Annotated in this window: 13 protein-coding genes and 1 pseudogene; 5 read left to right on the top strand and 9 right to left on the bottom strand. The window is 63.3% G+C overall.

Annotation, left to right across the window (positions count from 1 at the left end; genetic code table 11):
- Positions 1 to 74: 74 nt before the first annotated feature.
- From FXF75_RS07270 to FXF75_RS07250, 5 genes are all read right to left on the bottom strand, one after another.
- Positions 75 to 1,151, bottom strand: a complete 1,077-nt coding sequence (locus tag FXF75_RS07270) for a hypothetical protein (RefSeq protein ID WP_163521205.1) — start codon at positions 1,149 to 1,151, stop codon at positions 75 to 77.
- A gap of 170 nt (positions 1,152 to 1,321) precedes the next feature.
- Positions 1,322 to 2,620, bottom strand: coding sequence for a glycosyltransferase family 4 protein (locus FXF75_RS07265; RefSeq protein WP_163521203.1), 1,299 nt, complete (start codon positions 2,618 to 2,620; stop codon positions 1,322 to 1,324).
- Positions 2,620 to 2,772, bottom strand: a complete 153-nt coding sequence (locus FXF75_RS07260) for a hypothetical protein (protein ID WP_163521201.1) — start codon at positions 2,770 to 2,772, stop codon at positions 2,620 to 2,622. The genes FXF75_RS07265 and FXF75_RS07260 overlap by 1 nt, the downstream gene beginning before the upstream one ends.
- Positions 2,757 to 4,163, bottom strand: a complete 1,407-nt coding sequence (locus FXF75_RS07255) for a sulfatase (protein WP_163521199.1) — start codon at positions 4,161 to 4,163, stop codon at positions 2,757 to 2,759. Before FXF75_RS07255 ends, FXF75_RS07260 begins: the two co-directional genes overlap by 16 nt.
- Before the next feature lie 128 nt (positions 4,164 to 4,291).
- Positions 4,292 to 5,227: a glycosyltransferase family A protein gene (locus FXF75_RS07250; protein ID WP_163521197.1), complete on the bottom strand. Its 936-nt coding sequence runs from the start codon at positions 5,225 to 5,227 to the stop codon at positions 4,292 to 4,294.
- 108 nt (positions 5,228 to 5,335) lie between these two features.
- Here FXF75_RS07250 and FXF75_RS07245 point away from each other — a divergent pair, with 108 nt between their 5' ends.
- Positions 5,336 to 5,935, top strand: a complete 600-nt coding sequence (locus tag FXF75_RS07245) for a hypothetical protein (protein WP_163521195.1) — start codon at positions 5,336 to 5,338, stop codon at positions 5,933 to 5,935.
- 39 nt (positions 5,936 to 5,974) lie between these two features.
- Here FXF75_RS07245 and FXF75_RS07240 read toward each other — a convergent pair whose 3' ends face one another.
- Together FXF75_RS07240 and FXF75_RS07235 are read right to left on the bottom strand one after the other, a co-directional pair.
- The gene (locus tag FXF75_RS07240; RefSeq protein ID WP_205427367.1) at positions 5,975 to 7,327 is read right to left on the bottom strand and encodes an erythromycin esterase family protein; all 1,353 of its coding nucleotides are present in this window, start codon (positions 7,325 to 7,327) and stop codon (positions 5,975 to 5,977) included.
- A gap of 6 nt (positions 7,328 to 7,333) precedes the next feature.
- Positions 7,334 to 7,618: a hypothetical protein gene (locus FXF75_RS07235; RefSeq protein ID WP_163521193.1), complete on the bottom strand. Its 285-nt coding sequence runs from the start codon at positions 7,616 to 7,618 to the stop codon at positions 7,334 to 7,336.
- Between the two features lie 180 nt (positions 7,619 to 7,798).
- Here FXF75_RS07235 and FXF75_RS07230 point away from each other — a divergent pair.
- From FXF75_RS07230 to FXF75_RS07215, 4 genes and pseudogenes are all read left to right on the top strand, one after another.
- Positions 7,799 to 9,114: pseudogene (locus FXF75_RS07230) on the top strand (phosphoribosylamine--glycine ligase).
- A gap of 293 nt (positions 9,115 to 9,407) precedes the next feature.
- Positions 9,408 to 10,382, top strand: a complete 975-nt coding sequence (locus FXF75_RS07225; RefSeq protein WP_163521191.1) for a hypothetical protein — start codon at positions 9,408 to 9,410, stop codon at positions 10,380 to 10,382.
- Between the two features lie 140 nt (positions 10,383 to 10,522).
- The gene (locus tag FXF75_RS07220) at positions 10,523 to 11,284 is read left to right on the top strand and encodes an SDR family NAD(P)-dependent oxidoreductase (RefSeq protein ID WP_163521189.1); all 762 of its coding nucleotides are present in this window, start codon (positions 10,523 to 10,525) and stop codon (positions 11,282 to 11,284) included.
- A gap of 583 nt (positions 11,285 to 11,867) precedes the next feature.
- Entirely contained in the window at positions 11,868 to 14,516 is a 2,649-nt protein-coding gene (locus tag FXF75_RS07215; RefSeq protein ID WP_163521187.1) for an Eco57I restriction-modification methylase domain-containing protein, read from the top strand.
- Here FXF75_RS07215 and FXF75_RS07210 read toward each other — a convergent pair.
- Positions 14,503 to 15,786, bottom strand: coding sequence for a hypothetical protein (locus tag FXF75_RS07210; protein ID WP_163521185.1), 1,284 nt, complete (start codon positions 15,784 to 15,786; stop codon positions 14,503 to 14,505). The two genes, FXF75_RS07215 and FXF75_RS07210, sit on opposite strands and share 14 nt — an antisense overlap.
- Positions 15,783 to 16,958, bottom strand: a complete 1,176-nt coding sequence (locus FXF75_RS07205) for an AAA family ATPase (protein ID WP_275897394.1) — start codon at positions 16,956 to 16,958, stop codon at positions 15,783 to 15,785. Before FXF75_RS07205 ends, FXF75_RS07210 begins: the two co-directional genes overlap by 4 nt.
- Position 16,959: the final 1 nt, after the last annotated feature.

Below are 16,959 nucleotides of genomic sequence, written 5' to 3'. Positions count from 1 at the left end.
CGCGGTAACGGATTCCGTGGTATCGGTACGGTGGCTGTTCTCGTCCCTCGTAGACGCCCCCACCGAGTGGCGGGCTACTCCTCCCAGTGACCGCCCTCGCGTTCCGGGCTGAACGGGCTGACGAAGATACCGGCCTTCGCCAGCGTGCTGAGTCGGGCGGCGTAGCTTATCACGACGACGACCGGAACCATGGCGACGGTGAACGCCGCGGCCTCGTACAGGAACAACGTCGGGAGGCCGAACAGCGTCCCGGCGAACGCCTGCGCGCCGATGAACCCGATGGAGACGTGGGCGACGACGACCGCCGGAAGTCCGAGGTAGAGAATCGCGCGACTGAAGTCGATGAACTCCCACCGGACGTAGAGCGCGCGGAAGTACTCCCGGGCGACAGTGTACAGTTCGAGCGCGTCCAGCACGTCGTCGAACGCCTCGGCCTCCTCGTCGGACAACGATTCGGCGTGTCGCTCATGGAGGTCCCGTACCGCGTGTATCTTCTCGGCGGTGGTGAAGTGCATCGCGGCACCCATGAGTTCGATGGTCCCGAACTGCCGGTCGTCGAGCGCCGCGGCGACGCGGTCGGTCTCCCGGACCACGTCGTCGGCGTACGCTTCGACGTTGCGCCGGAGAGTCCGGTCGCCGCCCTCGGCGACCGTCTCGCGCAGTCGCTCCACGCGTCCGCGCGTGGTCTCGACCAGAAACTGGAGGTACTCGTTGGGGGCCATCGGCGTCGTCGGTCGGTCGCCGAGTTCCTCGGCGTTCGTCCGGTTGTCGAGCACCTCGTCGAGGCGCGACTGCTGTTCGCCCACCGTCCCGAGTTCGGGCGAGAGGACGAGTTGGTTGATGGAGAGGACGATGGTGATGACGGTCACGTCGATGGTCTGTAACTCCACGTACCCCTTGGCGAGCGCGGTCCCTCTCACGAGATACTCCATCACGGACGGCGGGGCGAGTACCACGCCGAGAACGACCGCGAAGAACACGGACGCCGTGAGCAGTCCGATTATCGACCAGCGGTGGGCGTCGACGAACAACCAGAGTTCGAACCTCCGCAACCACTCCCACACCGACCCGGAACTGCTCTCGTGGCGAAGCGCGTCGCTCACTCGCACTGTCGAGCGGTCATCCGAACGTTCGTCGGTTCCCTGACCCATCGTTCCGGTTCCCTCGGAGTCCGCCGCGTTCCGCAGTCCGCCTTCGGCCGCGCTCCGGTCGGACCGTCCGCGCTCGCCCCTGAGACCGTCCGCACCGGAGTGTTCGCGGACCGTCCCGCCCCCGACAACGGAGTCATTACCCGGCGAATCGGAAAGAGTGTGATGGCGGGTCAGTCGCGGACGCTCACCGTCGTCTCGGTCCCCGAGTCCGCGTCGCGACCCGCCGCCGACCGGAGGACTCGGAGGTACGACTCGACCTGCCGCCCGACCGTGAACTCCCGGCGCACCTTCCGCCGACCGCGCTGGCCGAACCGAGTCGCGGTCTCCCGGTCGGCGAGCAGTCGCCGGAGGGCGTCCGCGAGCGCCGACACCTCGAAGGGGTTCACGACGAACCCGTCCTCGCCGTCGGCCACGAGTTCGTCCGCGCCGCCGAACCGCGAGGTCACGACCGGGGTCCCGGCCGCGAACGCCTCCAGATTCAGCGTCGGGAACGGGTCGAGGTGGACCGACGGCGTGGCGACTACCGTCGCGGCCCGGAGCGCCCCGCAGAGTTCGTCTCGGTCGAGCCACCCCGTCGTCACGATGCGATTCCGGGCTCCTTTCGTCTCGCTCTCTGCAATCTCGCGCATCCGCGAGACGTACTCGTCGTCGCCGGTCACCACGAGTCGCGCGTCGGGCACGTCCGCGAGGACTTCGGCGAACGCCCGCGCGAGGTGCGCGCCGCCCTTGTTGTAGCCGGTTCGACCGCCGAACAGCGCGACCGGCGCGTCGCCGAGTCCGTAGTCGGCCCGAAACGCCGCCGGGTAGCCCGCCTCCGCGACCGCCGCGGCGTCCACGCCGTTCCGAATGGTCTCGTGACAGGGGACGCCGTTCGCCCGGAGCGCGGTCCGGAGCGCGTCGCTGACCGCCACGCCGTACTCGACGTGGCGGCGGCGTGTCCGTCGGTTCGCCGGATTCCGGACGGGGTTGTACCGAAGCCCCTCGCGCCGGAACTGCCGCCGCGGACTGACCCGGTACTCCTCGGCCGGAATCGGCCGGTCGCCCGCAGGCGGGTCGTCGAGATAGCCCGTCAGTTCGCCGTAGGAGACGGTCCCGGCGTCGTGGTACGTCTCGACCACGGGAGCGCGCTCGGCGGCCGCCCGGAGACCCGCGTTCGAGAGGTAGTGGACGTTGTGCGCGTGGACCGCGTCGGGGTCGAACGCGTCGAGGACTCGTCCGATTCTCCGGACGACGAAGGGGTTGTGGAGGGTGAGATACGGCAGGACCGACCGGGGTTTCGGCGACCAGAGTTTGCGGACCGCGACTCCGTTCGTGGTCGCCCGCCCGGCGTCGGCACGGTTCTCGACCGCGGTGACGACCGCGACTTCGTGGCCGCGTTCGTCGTAGCCCTCCGCGAGTTGGGCCGCGATTCGCTGCGCGCCGCCGCGGTCCCACGGCGGATAGCCGTCGGAGAGCACGGCGACGCGCATCAGCGGTACCCGAGTTCGCGGAGGTTCGCTTCCACGTCGGCGGGGACCGAGGGGTCGGTCTCGTTCCGGTCGCGCTCGCCTCGGTCACTCCGGTCGCCCCCGCCGACACCGTCGCTTCCAGACGGAATCGCCTCGGTCAGTCGCTCCCGCACGGCGTCGGGGACGGCGTCGAGCGGGACGGACTCGGTCTCGTTGGCGGCCCAATCGACGCGGCGAGCGCACAACTCGCCGCCGACCCAGTCGAGTTTCCACTCGTCGGCGATTGCGGTCCGCCGGGTCCGGAAGAGGCGCTCGTCGGCCACCTCGTCGGGCGGATGCGAGCGGACCACCCCGGCGTACTCCGCGACGCCGCCTCCGGTCGGCGTTCGCCGCGCCCCTCGCCGGTATCGAACTCCACGTCCGCGGCCAGCAGTGAGCGCGCAGGGTCGTGTTCCAGTCCCGCGAGCGCCCGAATCGTCTCGGCGACGTCGGTCGTCTGGACGAGGTTATCCCGACGCTCGCCGCCCTCGAACTCGCCGGGATAGCGCGCGACAAGCGGAACGCGCAGGAGCGGGAACCCCACCGACGTCTGGTGGTCGAGCAGAGTCCGGTCGTCGCCCTCGCCGAGGTGTTCGCCGTGGTCTGCAGTCAGCACGACCAGCGTGTCGTCGGCGAGTCCGCGCTCGTCGAGGCCGTCGAGAATCCGGCCGACGACGGCGTCGGCGTACGTCACCTCGTCGGCGTACCGCCGTCGGAGGTAGTCGAGTTCGGCGTCCGAGAGGCGGCGCTCGCCGAGTCGAATCGCCCAGAGGTCGTCCATCAGGTCGTCGAGGTAGTCGAGTTCCTCGTCGTAGGTGGCGCAGTCGGGCGGCCGGACCGGAGACCGGAACTCCCCTGGCACGTAGAACGGCAGGTGCGGGTCCATCAGGTGGGCGTACGCGAAGAACGGGTCCTCGGCGTTAGCGAACTCGGCGAACCACTCGTCGGCGGTTCGCGCGGCGCGCTCGCTGGCCCGCACGTCGTCGAGCCACGCGTCCTCGGTCGCCTCGCGGTACTTGTACATCGCGGCGTTGGCGAGACTCAGCGCCGGGTTCTCGGATTCGAGCGCGCGCCGGACGACGGTCGCGTACCACTCGGGACCGCGGGCCACGCCCGCCGAGAGGCGGCGAACGTCCGCGCCGCCGTCGAAGTGGCGGTGGTCCGGTCCGGTGAACTCCGCGACGCGGTGGAACCCCCGGCCCTGCGGGAGCCAGTCGCCTATCCACGTCTTCGGCGAGAGGTGGAGACACCGATAGCCCGCCTCCCGCAGGTCGGCGGTGACGGTCCGGCCCCGGTCCATCTCGAACCCGCGGGAGTCGGCCCCGTGTTCGTGCGGGTACTCCCCGGTCAGCAGACTCGTCACGCTCGGGAGGGTCCACGGCGCGGCGCTGACCGCCCGCCGGAAGTCGGTTCCCTCGTCGGCCAGCGCGTCGCAATTCGGCGTCTCGGCCTTCGGTCCCCGGAGGTAGTCGAAGCGACAGGCGTCGATAACCAGCAGTAGGACGTTCGGCTTCCGCTCCCCCATGGACTCGTGGGACGGCGGCTTCCGCCGTAACGCTGTGGGCCGTGCTGGAGAACGCTGTGGACCGTGTCGGAGAACGCCGTGAGTCGCCCCCGAGGACCGATTGTCACGTCGTCTCCGAGCGTCCTCTCTCACCCCCGACCGGCGAGCAACTGCTCGACGCCGTAGACCGCGCCCATCCCGGCGTCGAACGCCCGCGGCGACGCCGACAGCGAGAGCGCGAGCGCCGCCGCTGCGTTCGGCCGGAAGTCGAGTCCGAGCGCGCGCCGGAGGTAGGGCCGCCCCTCGGCGAGGCGGCCCGCCTCGCAGTAGGTCGTCCCGGCGTCCGCGAGGAGTCGGGCGCGGGCCTCGTCGGGCAGGTCGTGGACCTCGAAGAGTCGCTCGACCGACCGCGCGAGGCGGTCGGGGTCGGCCGAGACGTTCCCTGCCTCGGTGCCTTTCAGCACCAGCGGCGCGTCCACGCACTCGAACCGCCAGTCCCGGGCGAGGCGCAGGCAGAGGTCCCAGTCCTCGAAACAGCCCAGTCGCTCGTCGAACCCGCCGACCTGCTCGAACGCCTCCCGGCGGACCAGCAGCGTCGAGGTGTATGTCGGCACCGACATGGTGCGAACCGCCTCGAACACGTCGCCCGACGCGCACTCGCGGGTCCGGGGTTCGCCGTCGCGCTTGGTGACGGGGGCGTAGACGACGCCGTACTCGTCGCTCGACGGCCCGTCGTCCGCATCGCCCGCCTGTCGGAGGGCGCGAACCTGTCGCCGGAGTTTGTCGGGGTGCCAGCGGTCGTCGGAATCGACGAAGGCGACGACGTCGCCGTCGGTCCGGCGGACGCCCTCGTTTCTGGCCGAAGAGACGCCCGCCGAGTCGTCGCGCCGGGCGGACTCGTCGCGGCGGACGTACCGGAGTCGGTCGTCGTCGAACGACGAGACGAGTTCCGGCGTGGCGTCGTCGTCGCCGTCGTCCACGACGAGGAGTTCGAGGTCGTCGTGGGTCTGGCCGAGGACGCTCTCCACGGCGTCCCCGAGGACGGACGCCCGGTGATACGTCGGGAGGACGACGCTGACGAACATCGTCGGCGGTACGACGACGGCCGGGAAATCGGTTGTGCCCCTGACGGCGAGTCACGCGGCCGGAGAACACTTCCCCCAGTATCCGGTAGTTGCCGACAGGTGGGGACCGTGGCACTACCGGCAATTCTCGACATCCGCGACGACCTGTACCGCGCGCTGGAGGCGACCGGCGAGGACGACGCCGTCGCCGAGGAGATAGAGACGGTGCTGGACCGACTCGACGCCTTCGAAGAACGGGACGTCGCCGACCGGCAGGGCATCGTAGACGAGGTGGACAACCAACTGCTCCGGGTCGAGGAGCGACTGAACCAGCGCGACGACGACGAGGCCGTCCGCGCACTGCAGGCCGCTCGAAACCGACTCCACATCTACCGGGACTCGGTCGAGGAGACCGACGAGAACCTCGCGGTGGTGGAGACCGACGTCCGCCAGCACGACATCGACGACACCCACGAGGAACTTCCGGTCGGGCAGGTGACGATGGCCGCGACCGTGGCCAACACCGGCGACCCCGCCGAGGTGGTCGCGTTCGTCAGTTTCTACGGCGACGACGGCGACGAGATAGAGACTCTCCGAGGGCCGGAGTTCGTCGTCCCCGAGGGGGACCAAGAGCGAGTCGAGATGGAGGTGGACGTGCCCGGCGACGCCAGATACTACGCGATGTCGGTCGCCGAGGTCGAAGGGGTCCGTGACGGGCAGAGCGTCTGAGCCGTAATTTTACGACAGAATTTCGTTTTTCGAGGCCGGTCACACGCCCCACGGATAGGACTCCGGCGGTCGCGTCGAGTCGGCATCGACGCCGAGCGGGTGGAGCGCGGTCGAGTCCTCGACGTGGACGAACGAGTCGTAGCGCTCGGCGAGGTTCGTCGGCACGTAGTTGTACGCCTCGCGGTGCGGGTCGTAGACGACGCCGATGGCGCGGTGGCCCCGACGCTCGCGGAGGGCGGGCGCGTCGGTGTCCGCGAGCAGGCAGTCGTCGCCGGTCGCCCGGTGGAAGGCGTCGCCGACGCTCCCCTCCCTCGCCGGGGGGACGCGCATCTCCTCCATCTCGGCGTCCCACGCCTCTCCCGCGATTACCTCGCCGCGGTGGGTGCCGAACCCGACCAGATGGCAGTCCCCCGGGTGGTTCTCCCGGGCGAGTTGGCCGAGGTTGTGTTTGCCGCGGTCGCGCATGTCCGTAGCGCGGGCGTCGCCGACGTGGGTGTTGTGCGCCCAGACGACTGCGGTGCCGCCGTGGTGGTCGGCGAGGCGGTCAAGCGTCGCCATCATGTGGTCGTCCCGGACGTTCCACGACTCGGCGCTCCCCTTCACCATCGAGCGGTAGTACTCCTCGGCGTTCTTCGCCACGAGGGCGTTCTGTTCGGCGCTGAACCGGGCCTCGGTGTCGTCGTACTCGCTGCCGTCGCTCGCGAGGTCGGCCAGAATCTCGACCACCTCGTCCTCGCAGTCGTCGGGCGCGAGGCGAGTCGAGCGCCCGTACTCCCGGGCGTCTTCCCCGTAAGGTTCGAAGCACTTGTAGGCGTCTCGCGCCCGCTCGGCGGCCTCCGGGTCGTACTCCTCGAGGAACTCGACGACCGCCTCCATCGACTCGAACAGACTGTACACGTCGAGTCCGTAGAACCCGACCTGTTCGTCGTGCGAGCGCCCCTCGTTGTACCCCCGGAGGCGGTCCACGAACGCCGCGACTTCCCAGTTGGCCCACATCCACGTCGGCCAACGGTCGAACTCGGCGAGGACGTCGGTCGCCCGCGAGGCGTCGCGCTGGCCCGTTCGCGAGTCGTCGCTCCTCGCTCGCGTTTCGCGGCGCTTCGCGCCGCGCACGTACCGGTTCACCTCGTAACAGTCTGTCCAGTCGCCCTCGACGGCGACGAACGACGCCTCGCCGCGTTCGACGAGTTCCGCGGTCAGACGCGCCCGCCACCGATAGTACTCGGAGGTGCCGTGACTCGCCTCGCCCAGCAGGACGAACGCCGCGTCCTCGACTTCGTCGGCGAGGCGCGAGACCGCCTCTTCGTCGAGCGGTTCGGCCCGCTCCTCGATAGCGCTCGCGGCCCGTTCGACGCCTTCGGTCCGGGCCGTCGTTCTGTCGCTCGTGGCCACGCTCTATCAGTCCTCCCGACTCACGAACTTGCTGAAGTAACTGGTCTCGCCGTCGTCGGTCTCGTCCTGATACAGGAACGCGAGGTCGTTCTCCTCGAACGTCTCGAAGAACTCGTCCCACGAGATGTCGTCGAGGTTCTCGTCGTCGTCCCCCTCGTCCGGGAAGTCGATTCGGAGCAGTCCGCTGTCGCCGTCCTCGGTGTCCTCCACGTAGGCCGGTTGGCCGTCGCGCTCTTCGACCCACTCCCGAATCTCGTCGTGGTCTGTCGTGGTCTGGCTTTCGTCGGACATACGTTTCCCCCAACAGGTTTTCTCGGCCCTGATTCTGTTAGGCGTGATGGCCCCGAGCGGTCTCGTCGGCCCGTACTCCGTCGCTCTCGCCGCCGAAGTCGCTTCCGAGAACCACCGACCCGGTGAACCCGTCAACACGGTAATTCAAGTGGCGCGGTTGCGCGTACGTACTGTAGACCGATGAACTCCAAGCGCTTCCTCTTCGTCTCCGCCGACGCCGCACTGATTACCGACCTCGCGTGGCAGGTCCACCGCGAAGGTCACGACGTCAAGTACTACATCGAGTCCGAGAGCGACCGCGAAATCGGGGACGGGTTCGTCCCGAAGACCGACGACTGGCGGTCGGAGGTCGAGTGGGCCGACGTCGTCGTCTTCGACGACATCTGGGTGGGTTCCGATATCGGAACCGGGAAACTCGCTCAGGAACTCCGCGAACAGGGGACGGCCGTGGTCGGCGGCACGCCGAACAGGACCGCCTCGAAGAGGACCGCGGATACGCGATGGACGTGCTGGAGGACCACGGAGTGAACACCATCGAGCATCAGGTGTTCCACGACTTCGGCGAGGGAATCGAGTACGTCCAGCAGAACCCCGCCGCCTACGTTATCAAACCGCTCGGTGAGGTCCAGAACGTCAAGCGCCTCCTCTACGTCGGGACCGAGGACGACGGCAGCGACGTAATCGACGTGCTGAGAGCCTACGAGAAGGCGTGGGGCCACCGCATGAAGGGGTTCCAACTCCAGCGGAAGGTCGACGGCGTCGAGGTCGCGGTCTGCGGGTTCTTCGACGGCGAGCAGTTCGTCGACGAGGTGAACTTCAACTTCGAACACAAGAAGCTGTTCCCCGGAAACATCGGCCCCTCGACCGGCGAGATGGGGACGGCGATGTTCTGGGCAGGCCACAACGAACTGTTCGAGGAGACGCTCGGCAAACTGGACGGCTGGCTCGCCGAGGAGGGGTACGTCGGGAGCATCGACATCAACTGCATCGTCAACGAGACCGGCATCTATCCGCTGGAGTTCACCCCGCGGTTCGGCTACCCGACCATCGCCCTGCAGGAGGAGTCGTTCGAGTCCTCGACCGGCCGGTTCTTCTACGACCTCGCACACGGTAACGACCCGGAACTGGAGGTTCACACGGGCTACCAGATAGGCGTTCGAATCGTGCTCCCGCCGTTCCCGTTCGACGACGAGGAGACCTACGACGAGAGTTCGCGCAACGCCGCCGTCGTCTTCGAGACCGAGAGCCGCGAGGGGATTCACGTCGAGGACGCCAAGAACGTCGAGGGGCAGTGGCGGGTCGCGGGCGACAACGGGATGCCCCTCGTCGTGACGGGGAAGGGTGAGACGATGCAGGAGGCCCGTGAGCGATGCTACGAGCGAATCGACGACATCGTCATCCCGAACCTCTACTACCGAGACGACATCGGAGAGCGGTGGACGGACGGGGAGGGCGACCGTCTCCACGCGTGGGGCTACCTCGGACCGCAGACGTAGGACGGGCTTAACTCACGGACCTGCCGTGTGTCGGTATTCCCGACACACGGACGACCGAGCGCTGGTCTCCGAACTAACCGCTTCATGGGGACTCGCACTCACTGACTGGACTAGAGCGGCGACGAGTAAAACGGAGCGCGTGTTTACTGACTCAGTTCGCATTGCAACTCTATTTTCCCCGGAACGGAACGAAACGGAACGAACCGGCTGTAAGTACCGGATAACAAAGCGGAGCCTGTCCGATGCTACAGGCGGGTATGGGTAAGCGAAAATCGACGCCGACGCGGCGGACCTTGTTATCTACCATCGGAACCGGTTTCGCCGCGGGAGTACTCGGAACCGAGGCCGTGGCGACGCGCGGGACGGAGTCCCAATACGTCCTCGTGCAGGGCGATACGTGCGTCCCGGTCCGACCGATGCGCCGCCAGTTGCCCGTGAAGACGTTCTACGATTACCAACTCCCGGAGGAGTACATCAGCGACGCCAACGGCGCGTCCGTCGGAGATACTGCACCGTACGCGTCGGCGGGCACGCTGGACTTCCAGCGCCGTCAGACGAGTATCGTCTTCCTCTATCAGGGTCCCAAAGGACTGAGTCTCGTTTTCGTCCACGGGTCCTCCGGAGACTCGGGAAGGGGTTCGGCGACGTTCGAAATCACTGGACTTCCAGAAGACGGTGACTGGGTCGTCAAGGACGACCTCTACCGTGACCCCAACAGCGGGGAACAGGAGAACTACGATAGGTGGCACGTCGATGGAACCGACCACCGCATCGATTGGACGTGGGGAGGCGGCGGCGCGGACGGCGGCGTGTTCCGCGGACTGGGCGACGACTTCGAGGTAGTCATCGACCCGGCCTTCAACGAGGACGCCGCCCTCTACGACGAATACTACAATGGCACGGTCACCGACTGGCAGTTCCTCTCGGGGTTCCCGGACGACCCGGACCGCGTCTCGCTCGACATGAGCGAACCGATACGAATCACGACAGGGAGTTGCGAGCGGAGCGGAGGCGGGCAGGAGAAGAAGCGTGGCAACGAGAGCGAGGGTGGGGAAAAGGAAGAAGGGAAGGAGAGCGAGGGAGGGAAAGAAGAGGAGCAGAGCGAGAAAGAAAGGAAGAAAGAGGAGGAGCAGGGGTCGTATACGGTCTGTCACAGACCGCCGGGGAATCCAGACAACGCCCGCACGATTCACGTGGGAAGCGAATCGGCGCTGCGAGAGCATCTCGACCACGGGGATTCGAGGGGACCGTGTTCCGAGGACGGGTAGAGCGGCGGTAAGCGAGTGAGTCGGTGTCCGACGAAGACGCACACCCTGTCCTCGACCAGTCGTACTGTACTCCCGTCGAAGGTCCATCGAACCATCGCTACGAGTTGTAAAGTTATACGACAGGAGTGCGTAGGTAAGGTATGCGACTAGATGGCAAGACAGTGCTCGTTACGGGTGCAGCGTCTGGAATCGGCGCGGCGACGGCGAAACGGTGCGGCGAGTACGGCGCGAGGGTGCTCGTCACCGACGTGAACACCGGCGGTGCCGAAGAGGTCGCCGAGACCATCCGGGGAGACGGAGGCGAGGCGGAGGCTCACGAACTCGACGTGACCGACCCCGAGCAGGTAGTGAGTGTAATCGAGGCCGCCCACGAAGAGTACGGTCTGGACGGACTCTTCAACAACGCGGGAGTGGGTCACCCCGGCGAGTCCATCGAGGATGTCGAGGAGAGCGTCCGCGACTTCGTGATGGACGTCAACATCAACGGCGTCTGGAACTGCTGTCACGCCGCCCTGCCGCTCCTGAAGGAACAGGGACACGGCTCCGTCGTCAACATGTCCTCCATCGCGGGGAAACTCGGTCTCCCCGGCCAGTCGGTGTACTCGCTGACGAAAGGTGCCGTACTGAACTTCTCGCGAGCTGCTGCACAAGAGGCCGGGCCACACGGCGTCCGGGTGAACGCGGTGTGTCCGGGCTTCGTCGACACGCCGCTGACCGACACGTATTTCGAGGGCCGGGAGAATCCCGACCGGGCGCGCGAGCAGATGGCCGACCAGTACCCGCTCAAGCGACTGGGCGACCCCGAGGAAGTCGCGGACTGCGTCGCCTTCCTCCTCTCCGAGCACGCGTCGTACGTGACCGGCCACGGTCTGGTCGTCGACGGCGGCTACGAGAGCGGGTGAGCGCGACCCCGCGTCGGTGCCTCGGTGGTCGTTTCGCGTCGTTCACACGTACGAACGAGCGTCCACATCGAACAACCGGGTATAAAGCCCGTTTGGGGGTCGTCCCCGAGACGAGAGCGTGAGTTCTCCGACTGGACACGTGGGACTCCGGGTCGGTTTCTAAACCCCTCATCTCACGTTTTATTTGCGGATAGTTGTCACCATCTTCGGATTCTACGGTTACTTACGCGACCCGATTCCCGTGACCGAGTCGAGATGGGCACGTGAATTCATCTAGACGGACGCTCGGAGTAGGTCCGAGTTCCCCATCGATGCTGTCGGAGGGTGACCACATTGAACACTCGCCAGTCCCCGCAGTCGTCGCGTCGTGGAGATAACGACTCGTTCCGACGTCTTATGGTATCTCGGACCCTGTATCCGGGGTTGTGAGTGCAACGAGTAATTCCGACAAGCGAACTCTTCTGACGAACACGGTTTTTGATTTAGCGCTGGATGAAGATAGGCCGGCGAACCGGCGTCGTAGAAACCATACCTTTTAGCCAGACATCGCCCCAGTTAGAGACAACCCTTCGTCTGAGGAAACATGGTAGGAAACAATACTGTTCCCCCTGTCGTCGACGCTCTGTCTACATATGTACGTACGGCTATCGACGAAGTCGACCGTTCCACACACAGTTTCGAGGCGATTGAACGCGATTGCAAACGCGCCGTTCTCCAATCGATTCTCGTCGCAGGGTACGCTAGAGAGAACGATATCGAACCAGTAGAGGCGTGGGAGAGTCTTCGGCGAGAAGCCTCCTCAAATCCACAGCACGCTCTGTTCCCGCTTTTCGACACCGACGCTATCGACTTAGAGTCGCTGCCTGTCGCTGAGATTCTTTCGGCTCACTCCAGTACGTGGCAGGACGACTATCGCGTGGTCTTCCAAGCAGTTAGTGATGCCCTCGAGTCGTTCACGGAGTACCAACCGCAAGTAGATTCGGATGGTAGTCTGAGATACGAACCGGCCAACGACGACCGTCGCGTCTCTGGAACGTATCTTACACCAGTCGAGTTGGCTACGCGCGCCGCGACGGAAGCGGTAGAACGGAAGTTCCGCGAGCGCTGCGAACGCTATGGTTGCTGGCCCGGGGAAGGCAACTCCTTCGAGAATACGGACTTCTCTAAGATTCGAGACGTCCTCTCCTCACTCAGTGTCGTGGACCCGGCTTGCGGAACTGGCAGTATGCTACTCGGCGTCATAGACACGCTGAGTCCAGCAGTGGCAGAATCTATCGAAGGGTCTTCCAACCCGAGTAGAAAGGCGACCAAACGCGCGAAACAGGAGATTATACAGGAATCCCTCTACGGCGCCGACGCTAATCGTCTCTCTACGGAGGCTTGTTTAGCCGCTCTCTGGTTCGAGGGACAGTTTGACCTAACTGCTCCCGGACCCAATCCAGACCGGTTCGTGGTCGGTGATTCTCTCCGCGGACCTGTTAGACAACAACGCCTCTCCGACGTTGTTGCGGGTGGTGAAGAAGGAACTACCTATCGCGAAGAACTCCAGCAAATTAACTGGGGCGAGGAGTTCAACAGTGTCTTTTCTGCAACCGACGGGTTCGACATCGTCATCACGAACCCTCCTTGGGAGCGGGTGAAGGTTCAAACCCGCGAGTTCTTAGCCGCCCGTCAGCCTCAACTCGCCGAAATTGCAACGTCTGCGGCACGAGGTTCCAAAATTTCGAACGGCGATTACGAGGAGATACAGGCTGATTTGGAGCAGGCACGCGAGCAGGCGAAGGCATACGCGAACGAGATTCGAAATTCCTCGGACTACCAGTGGACTAATGTCGGAATGTTAAACCTCTACAGCTTGTTCGTGGAACGTTCTCTCCAACTGGCTGCACCCGATGGGTATTGCTCGCTCATCGTGCCCACCGGTATCGCGACGGACTACTACACGAGCGACTTCTTCGAACACCTCACCACCGAAGGTAAATTGGTTTCACTCTACGACTTCGAGAACCGCGAGAAACTCTTCGACGACGTCGACGGAAGAACCCGATTCTCGCTGCTCACGCTCACAAATCGGCCCGAGTCTGAAGCGGCGGACTACGTGTTCTTCGCTCACACGCCATCGGATATCGACGATTCGGCTAAACACGTTCGCCTGTCCCCCGACGAAATAGGTGAACTGAACCCGCTAACAAAGACTGCACCTCTCGTCCGAGGGAAAAACGCTCTCGAAATCCTCCAGAAGCAACATCAGCAGGCGCCCATTCTCGTCGGTGATGCGGAAGTATCCCGAACTGACGCGGACGTGAATCCGTGGGACGTTTCTTACGAGCGAATGTTCGATATGTCGACGGACTCCGACAAATTTGTGCCGATTACGAACCTCTCCGAGGGCCAGAGAGATTCGAAAGGCCAGATTACACTCGACGATGAAGCGTACCTTCGTCTATATGAAGGCCGGATGGTAAATCAATACAACCACCGCGCCTCACACGCGAAAGACGCCAGCGGTAACCTCTTTCGCTCCGGTACGAAGGAACCGACGGAGAGAGATAGCCTCTCTGACCCGGATTTCACGGTGAATGCCCGATACTACCTCCCCGAGGATACGGTCGAGTCCGCGATTCCGGACGGCTATCAGTACGATTGGTTTATCGGCTTCAAGGATATCACCAGTGCGACTAATTCGCGGACGATGATTGCCTCTGTCCTGCCCAGAACGGCCGTCGGGAACAAGCTTCCCCTTCTTCTGACCTCGGAACCGCCCCGCTACGTCGCCTGTCTCTTGGCAAATCTCAACTCGATGGCGTACGATTTCGCGTGCAGACAAAAGATAGGGAACGTGACCCTGAACTGGTACATCGTTCGACAAACTCCCGTGTTCCCTCCAGAGAGATACGACGCTACAATTCAGGGTGAACCGCTCGTGGACTGGATAAGCAGTCGCGTTGCAGAGTTGACGTACACTGCGCGGGACTTAGACGCGTGGGGCAGTAATCTGGGTTTTCAGTCCGAACCATACGAGTGGGATTCCAGTCGACGACGTCAGATTCGGGCTGAGCTGGACGGCCTGTTCTTCAATCTGTACGATTTAACCGAAGAAGAGGTCGAATACGTCGTCGACAGTTTCGGTGCACTTCGTCGACGAGACGAAGACGAGAACGGGGACTACGAATACAAAACTCGAGTCCTCTCTTCGTTCAGAGATATCGAAGCGAAACTCAACCTCGAATGAGCGCCTGCAAGGCCGAGTGAGTTCTGTCGGTGAACGCTTCGATATTTTCGAACTCGAATCTCGAGGGGTCTATTTCTATCAGGTGGAGATTGACGGTGGGACCCGACCCTTCGAGTTGCCATGGCCCTTCGTAGTCTCCTGCGACAGCTGGATACACCAAGCCGACTTCCTCGATTTCCATGGCGCGTCCCGCCGCAACGACTTGGTACACTTCGTTCAGGTTCGGTCTCTCCTCCCCGCGAGATTCGGGGTCCGACCAGTCCGCAGAGACGACGTATTTCGAGTCTAAGACCATCCCACCGTCTGCCGTCTGAATCACGTGGTCCGGATACGCGGTTAGTTTCGAAGGAGACGTAGCGAGATGAGTCGACGGTTCCGAATCGAACTCCCACGACCTGGTGTGTGCTATAAAGCTCAGACAGGCATCGACGAAATCTTGGAACAGCTCGTGAGTGTTTATCAAAACGCCCCGAAGTTCGAGTTCACTCTCCCGTAGTGTGGGTCCCTCGTTTCGTCGAAGCCAAGTGGCGAGTTCGACAGCTCGCTCAAACCGCCGATACTGGGGAGGGATGAATAACCGATTTAATTCAGCTAAACTGGGAGTTCTTCGTGTGGCTTCTGACAACTGCGTCTCTAATTCCAGCAGTTCACCGCGAACAGTTGGGTCCGTGGTGAGGTGCGCATATTCGTAAGCCGCCCAGCGGAGTGTCTGTCCCAACACAGTGTCTACGGACAGTTCGTCCGTCTCACAGACGACCTTCGTAGGGTCCTTCAAAACCTGTGGATACAGTTCTTCGGTGACCAGTCGTCCGCGGACCGTATCACGAGTTTCTCGGGTCCGGACGTACTCGGTTGGAAGGCCATGCTGGAGGCTGTCACGTAGTTCCTCAGCAAACGCACCAGCAAGCAAATCGACGAACGTAGAAACGTCTCGGTCGCCTGATGCACTACTTACTAAGTCGAAACTCTCTGTTTGCGAGAACGCGAGTATGTCCGCAATACTTCCGTGCCAGTCGTCGATGTCCTCTGGAAACAGATATTTCGGGACGATTTCGATAGTCTCGCCCGCAACCGTGACCTGACCAGTTACACCGAGGGGTCTAACTTCAACCCCTTTAGCAGTAGCAGACACATCGAAAACAGCGTCTGTTCCGAGTCGGGCCGACCAGTGTTCCTCTGCGTGGTCGAAGGCCTGAACGAGGCGGCCCGGGTCGCCCTCGATTTGCACGGAATCACCGTATTCCTGAACGAGCACCATCTTCAGATTCACTCAGTGACGGCTAGACCGTGAAGAATAGCTCGCTTGTTCCCATCTGGTTGTTGCTGTAACTCCGGTAACGAAAGTGGGTCGTCCGCTCCAACTTTCCCCCATTCGGCAGGAATTTCGTCACGCTTGTAGGGGTTTTCGACCCCGTTTAGGGACTCCCCGGCTTTCAGAACGGTAGCGAGTTGGTCGGTTCTCGATCGGAAAACCTCGCGTAGCTTCGGAAGAACGCGGCTATCCCACGATTCGGTGAGAGCGTGGATAGCATCTTCCTCGCTTTCGGTCTCACCGACTGACCAAACGTATCCCGGACCCAACTGAAAGTCGTCACCGTAGATACTCCGAAGGAACTGGTTAATGCGCCACAGTAGCGCAATCGATATCTCTTCGGGTGAAGCCCGTTCTGCATCATCGGGGAGATTAATCTCTGCGGGGTCACTATCGATTCCCAGATAGTCTGCCAGTGCTTGGTAATCCGGTGAGACACTTATTTGGTCAAATCTCCGCGCGAGAGCCGAGTCTAGAGGCGCAGTCGAGCGGTCGAGGGAGTTCATCGAAGCCACAACGTAGAGATTCCGAGGGAGTCGATAAGGGAATTCGATACTGAAATCGTCACCCAGCGGGTTCTCGATGTCCTGCCCATCGTTCAGTTGTTGAAAGGTAACCCCCACTGTAGTCGGCTGTGCGTTGCCGTCCGAGTCCAGACGTTTATCAGGCTCCATGAGCGTGATAAATTGACCGAATACTTTGGACACGTTCGCCCGGTTAATCTCGTCGATGAAGAGGACGCTCGTATTTCCATTACGAGCATGCTCCGCTAATGACAACAGAGTGCCGGCACGAGGTTGTAATTCGACCCCCGACCCGGAGGGCTTCGGACGTAGGCCGACGACGAACTCTTCGTGTCCTGTACTTTCGTGGAACGTCAACCACGCCGTCCTAATCTCGCCGGGGAAATCCCTATCCCGGTTGGTTTGGGGTCCCGTGGCGAAGGGGTTATCGACTGAGGATGCATCAAATTCCCTGCTCGGACCTCTCTCAGCTTCGGATTCGGTCTCCAACTGTTGCTGTAACTCTAGCATCAAGTCGGTTTTACCGGTTCCCGGTGGCCCATACAGTAGTACGTTTAGATTCGCAGCGAGTCGCTCACGGAGGGTAGTGACAGAAGGCCGACTCATG

Source organism: Halorussus sp. MSC15.2 (genome assembly GCF_010747475.1).
GTDB lineage: Archaea > Halobacteriota > Halobacteria > Halobacteriales > Haladaptataceae > Halorussus.
Note: the sequence above shows the minus strand (reverse complement) of the source record. Positions and strands in the feature narration are given on the sequence as shown.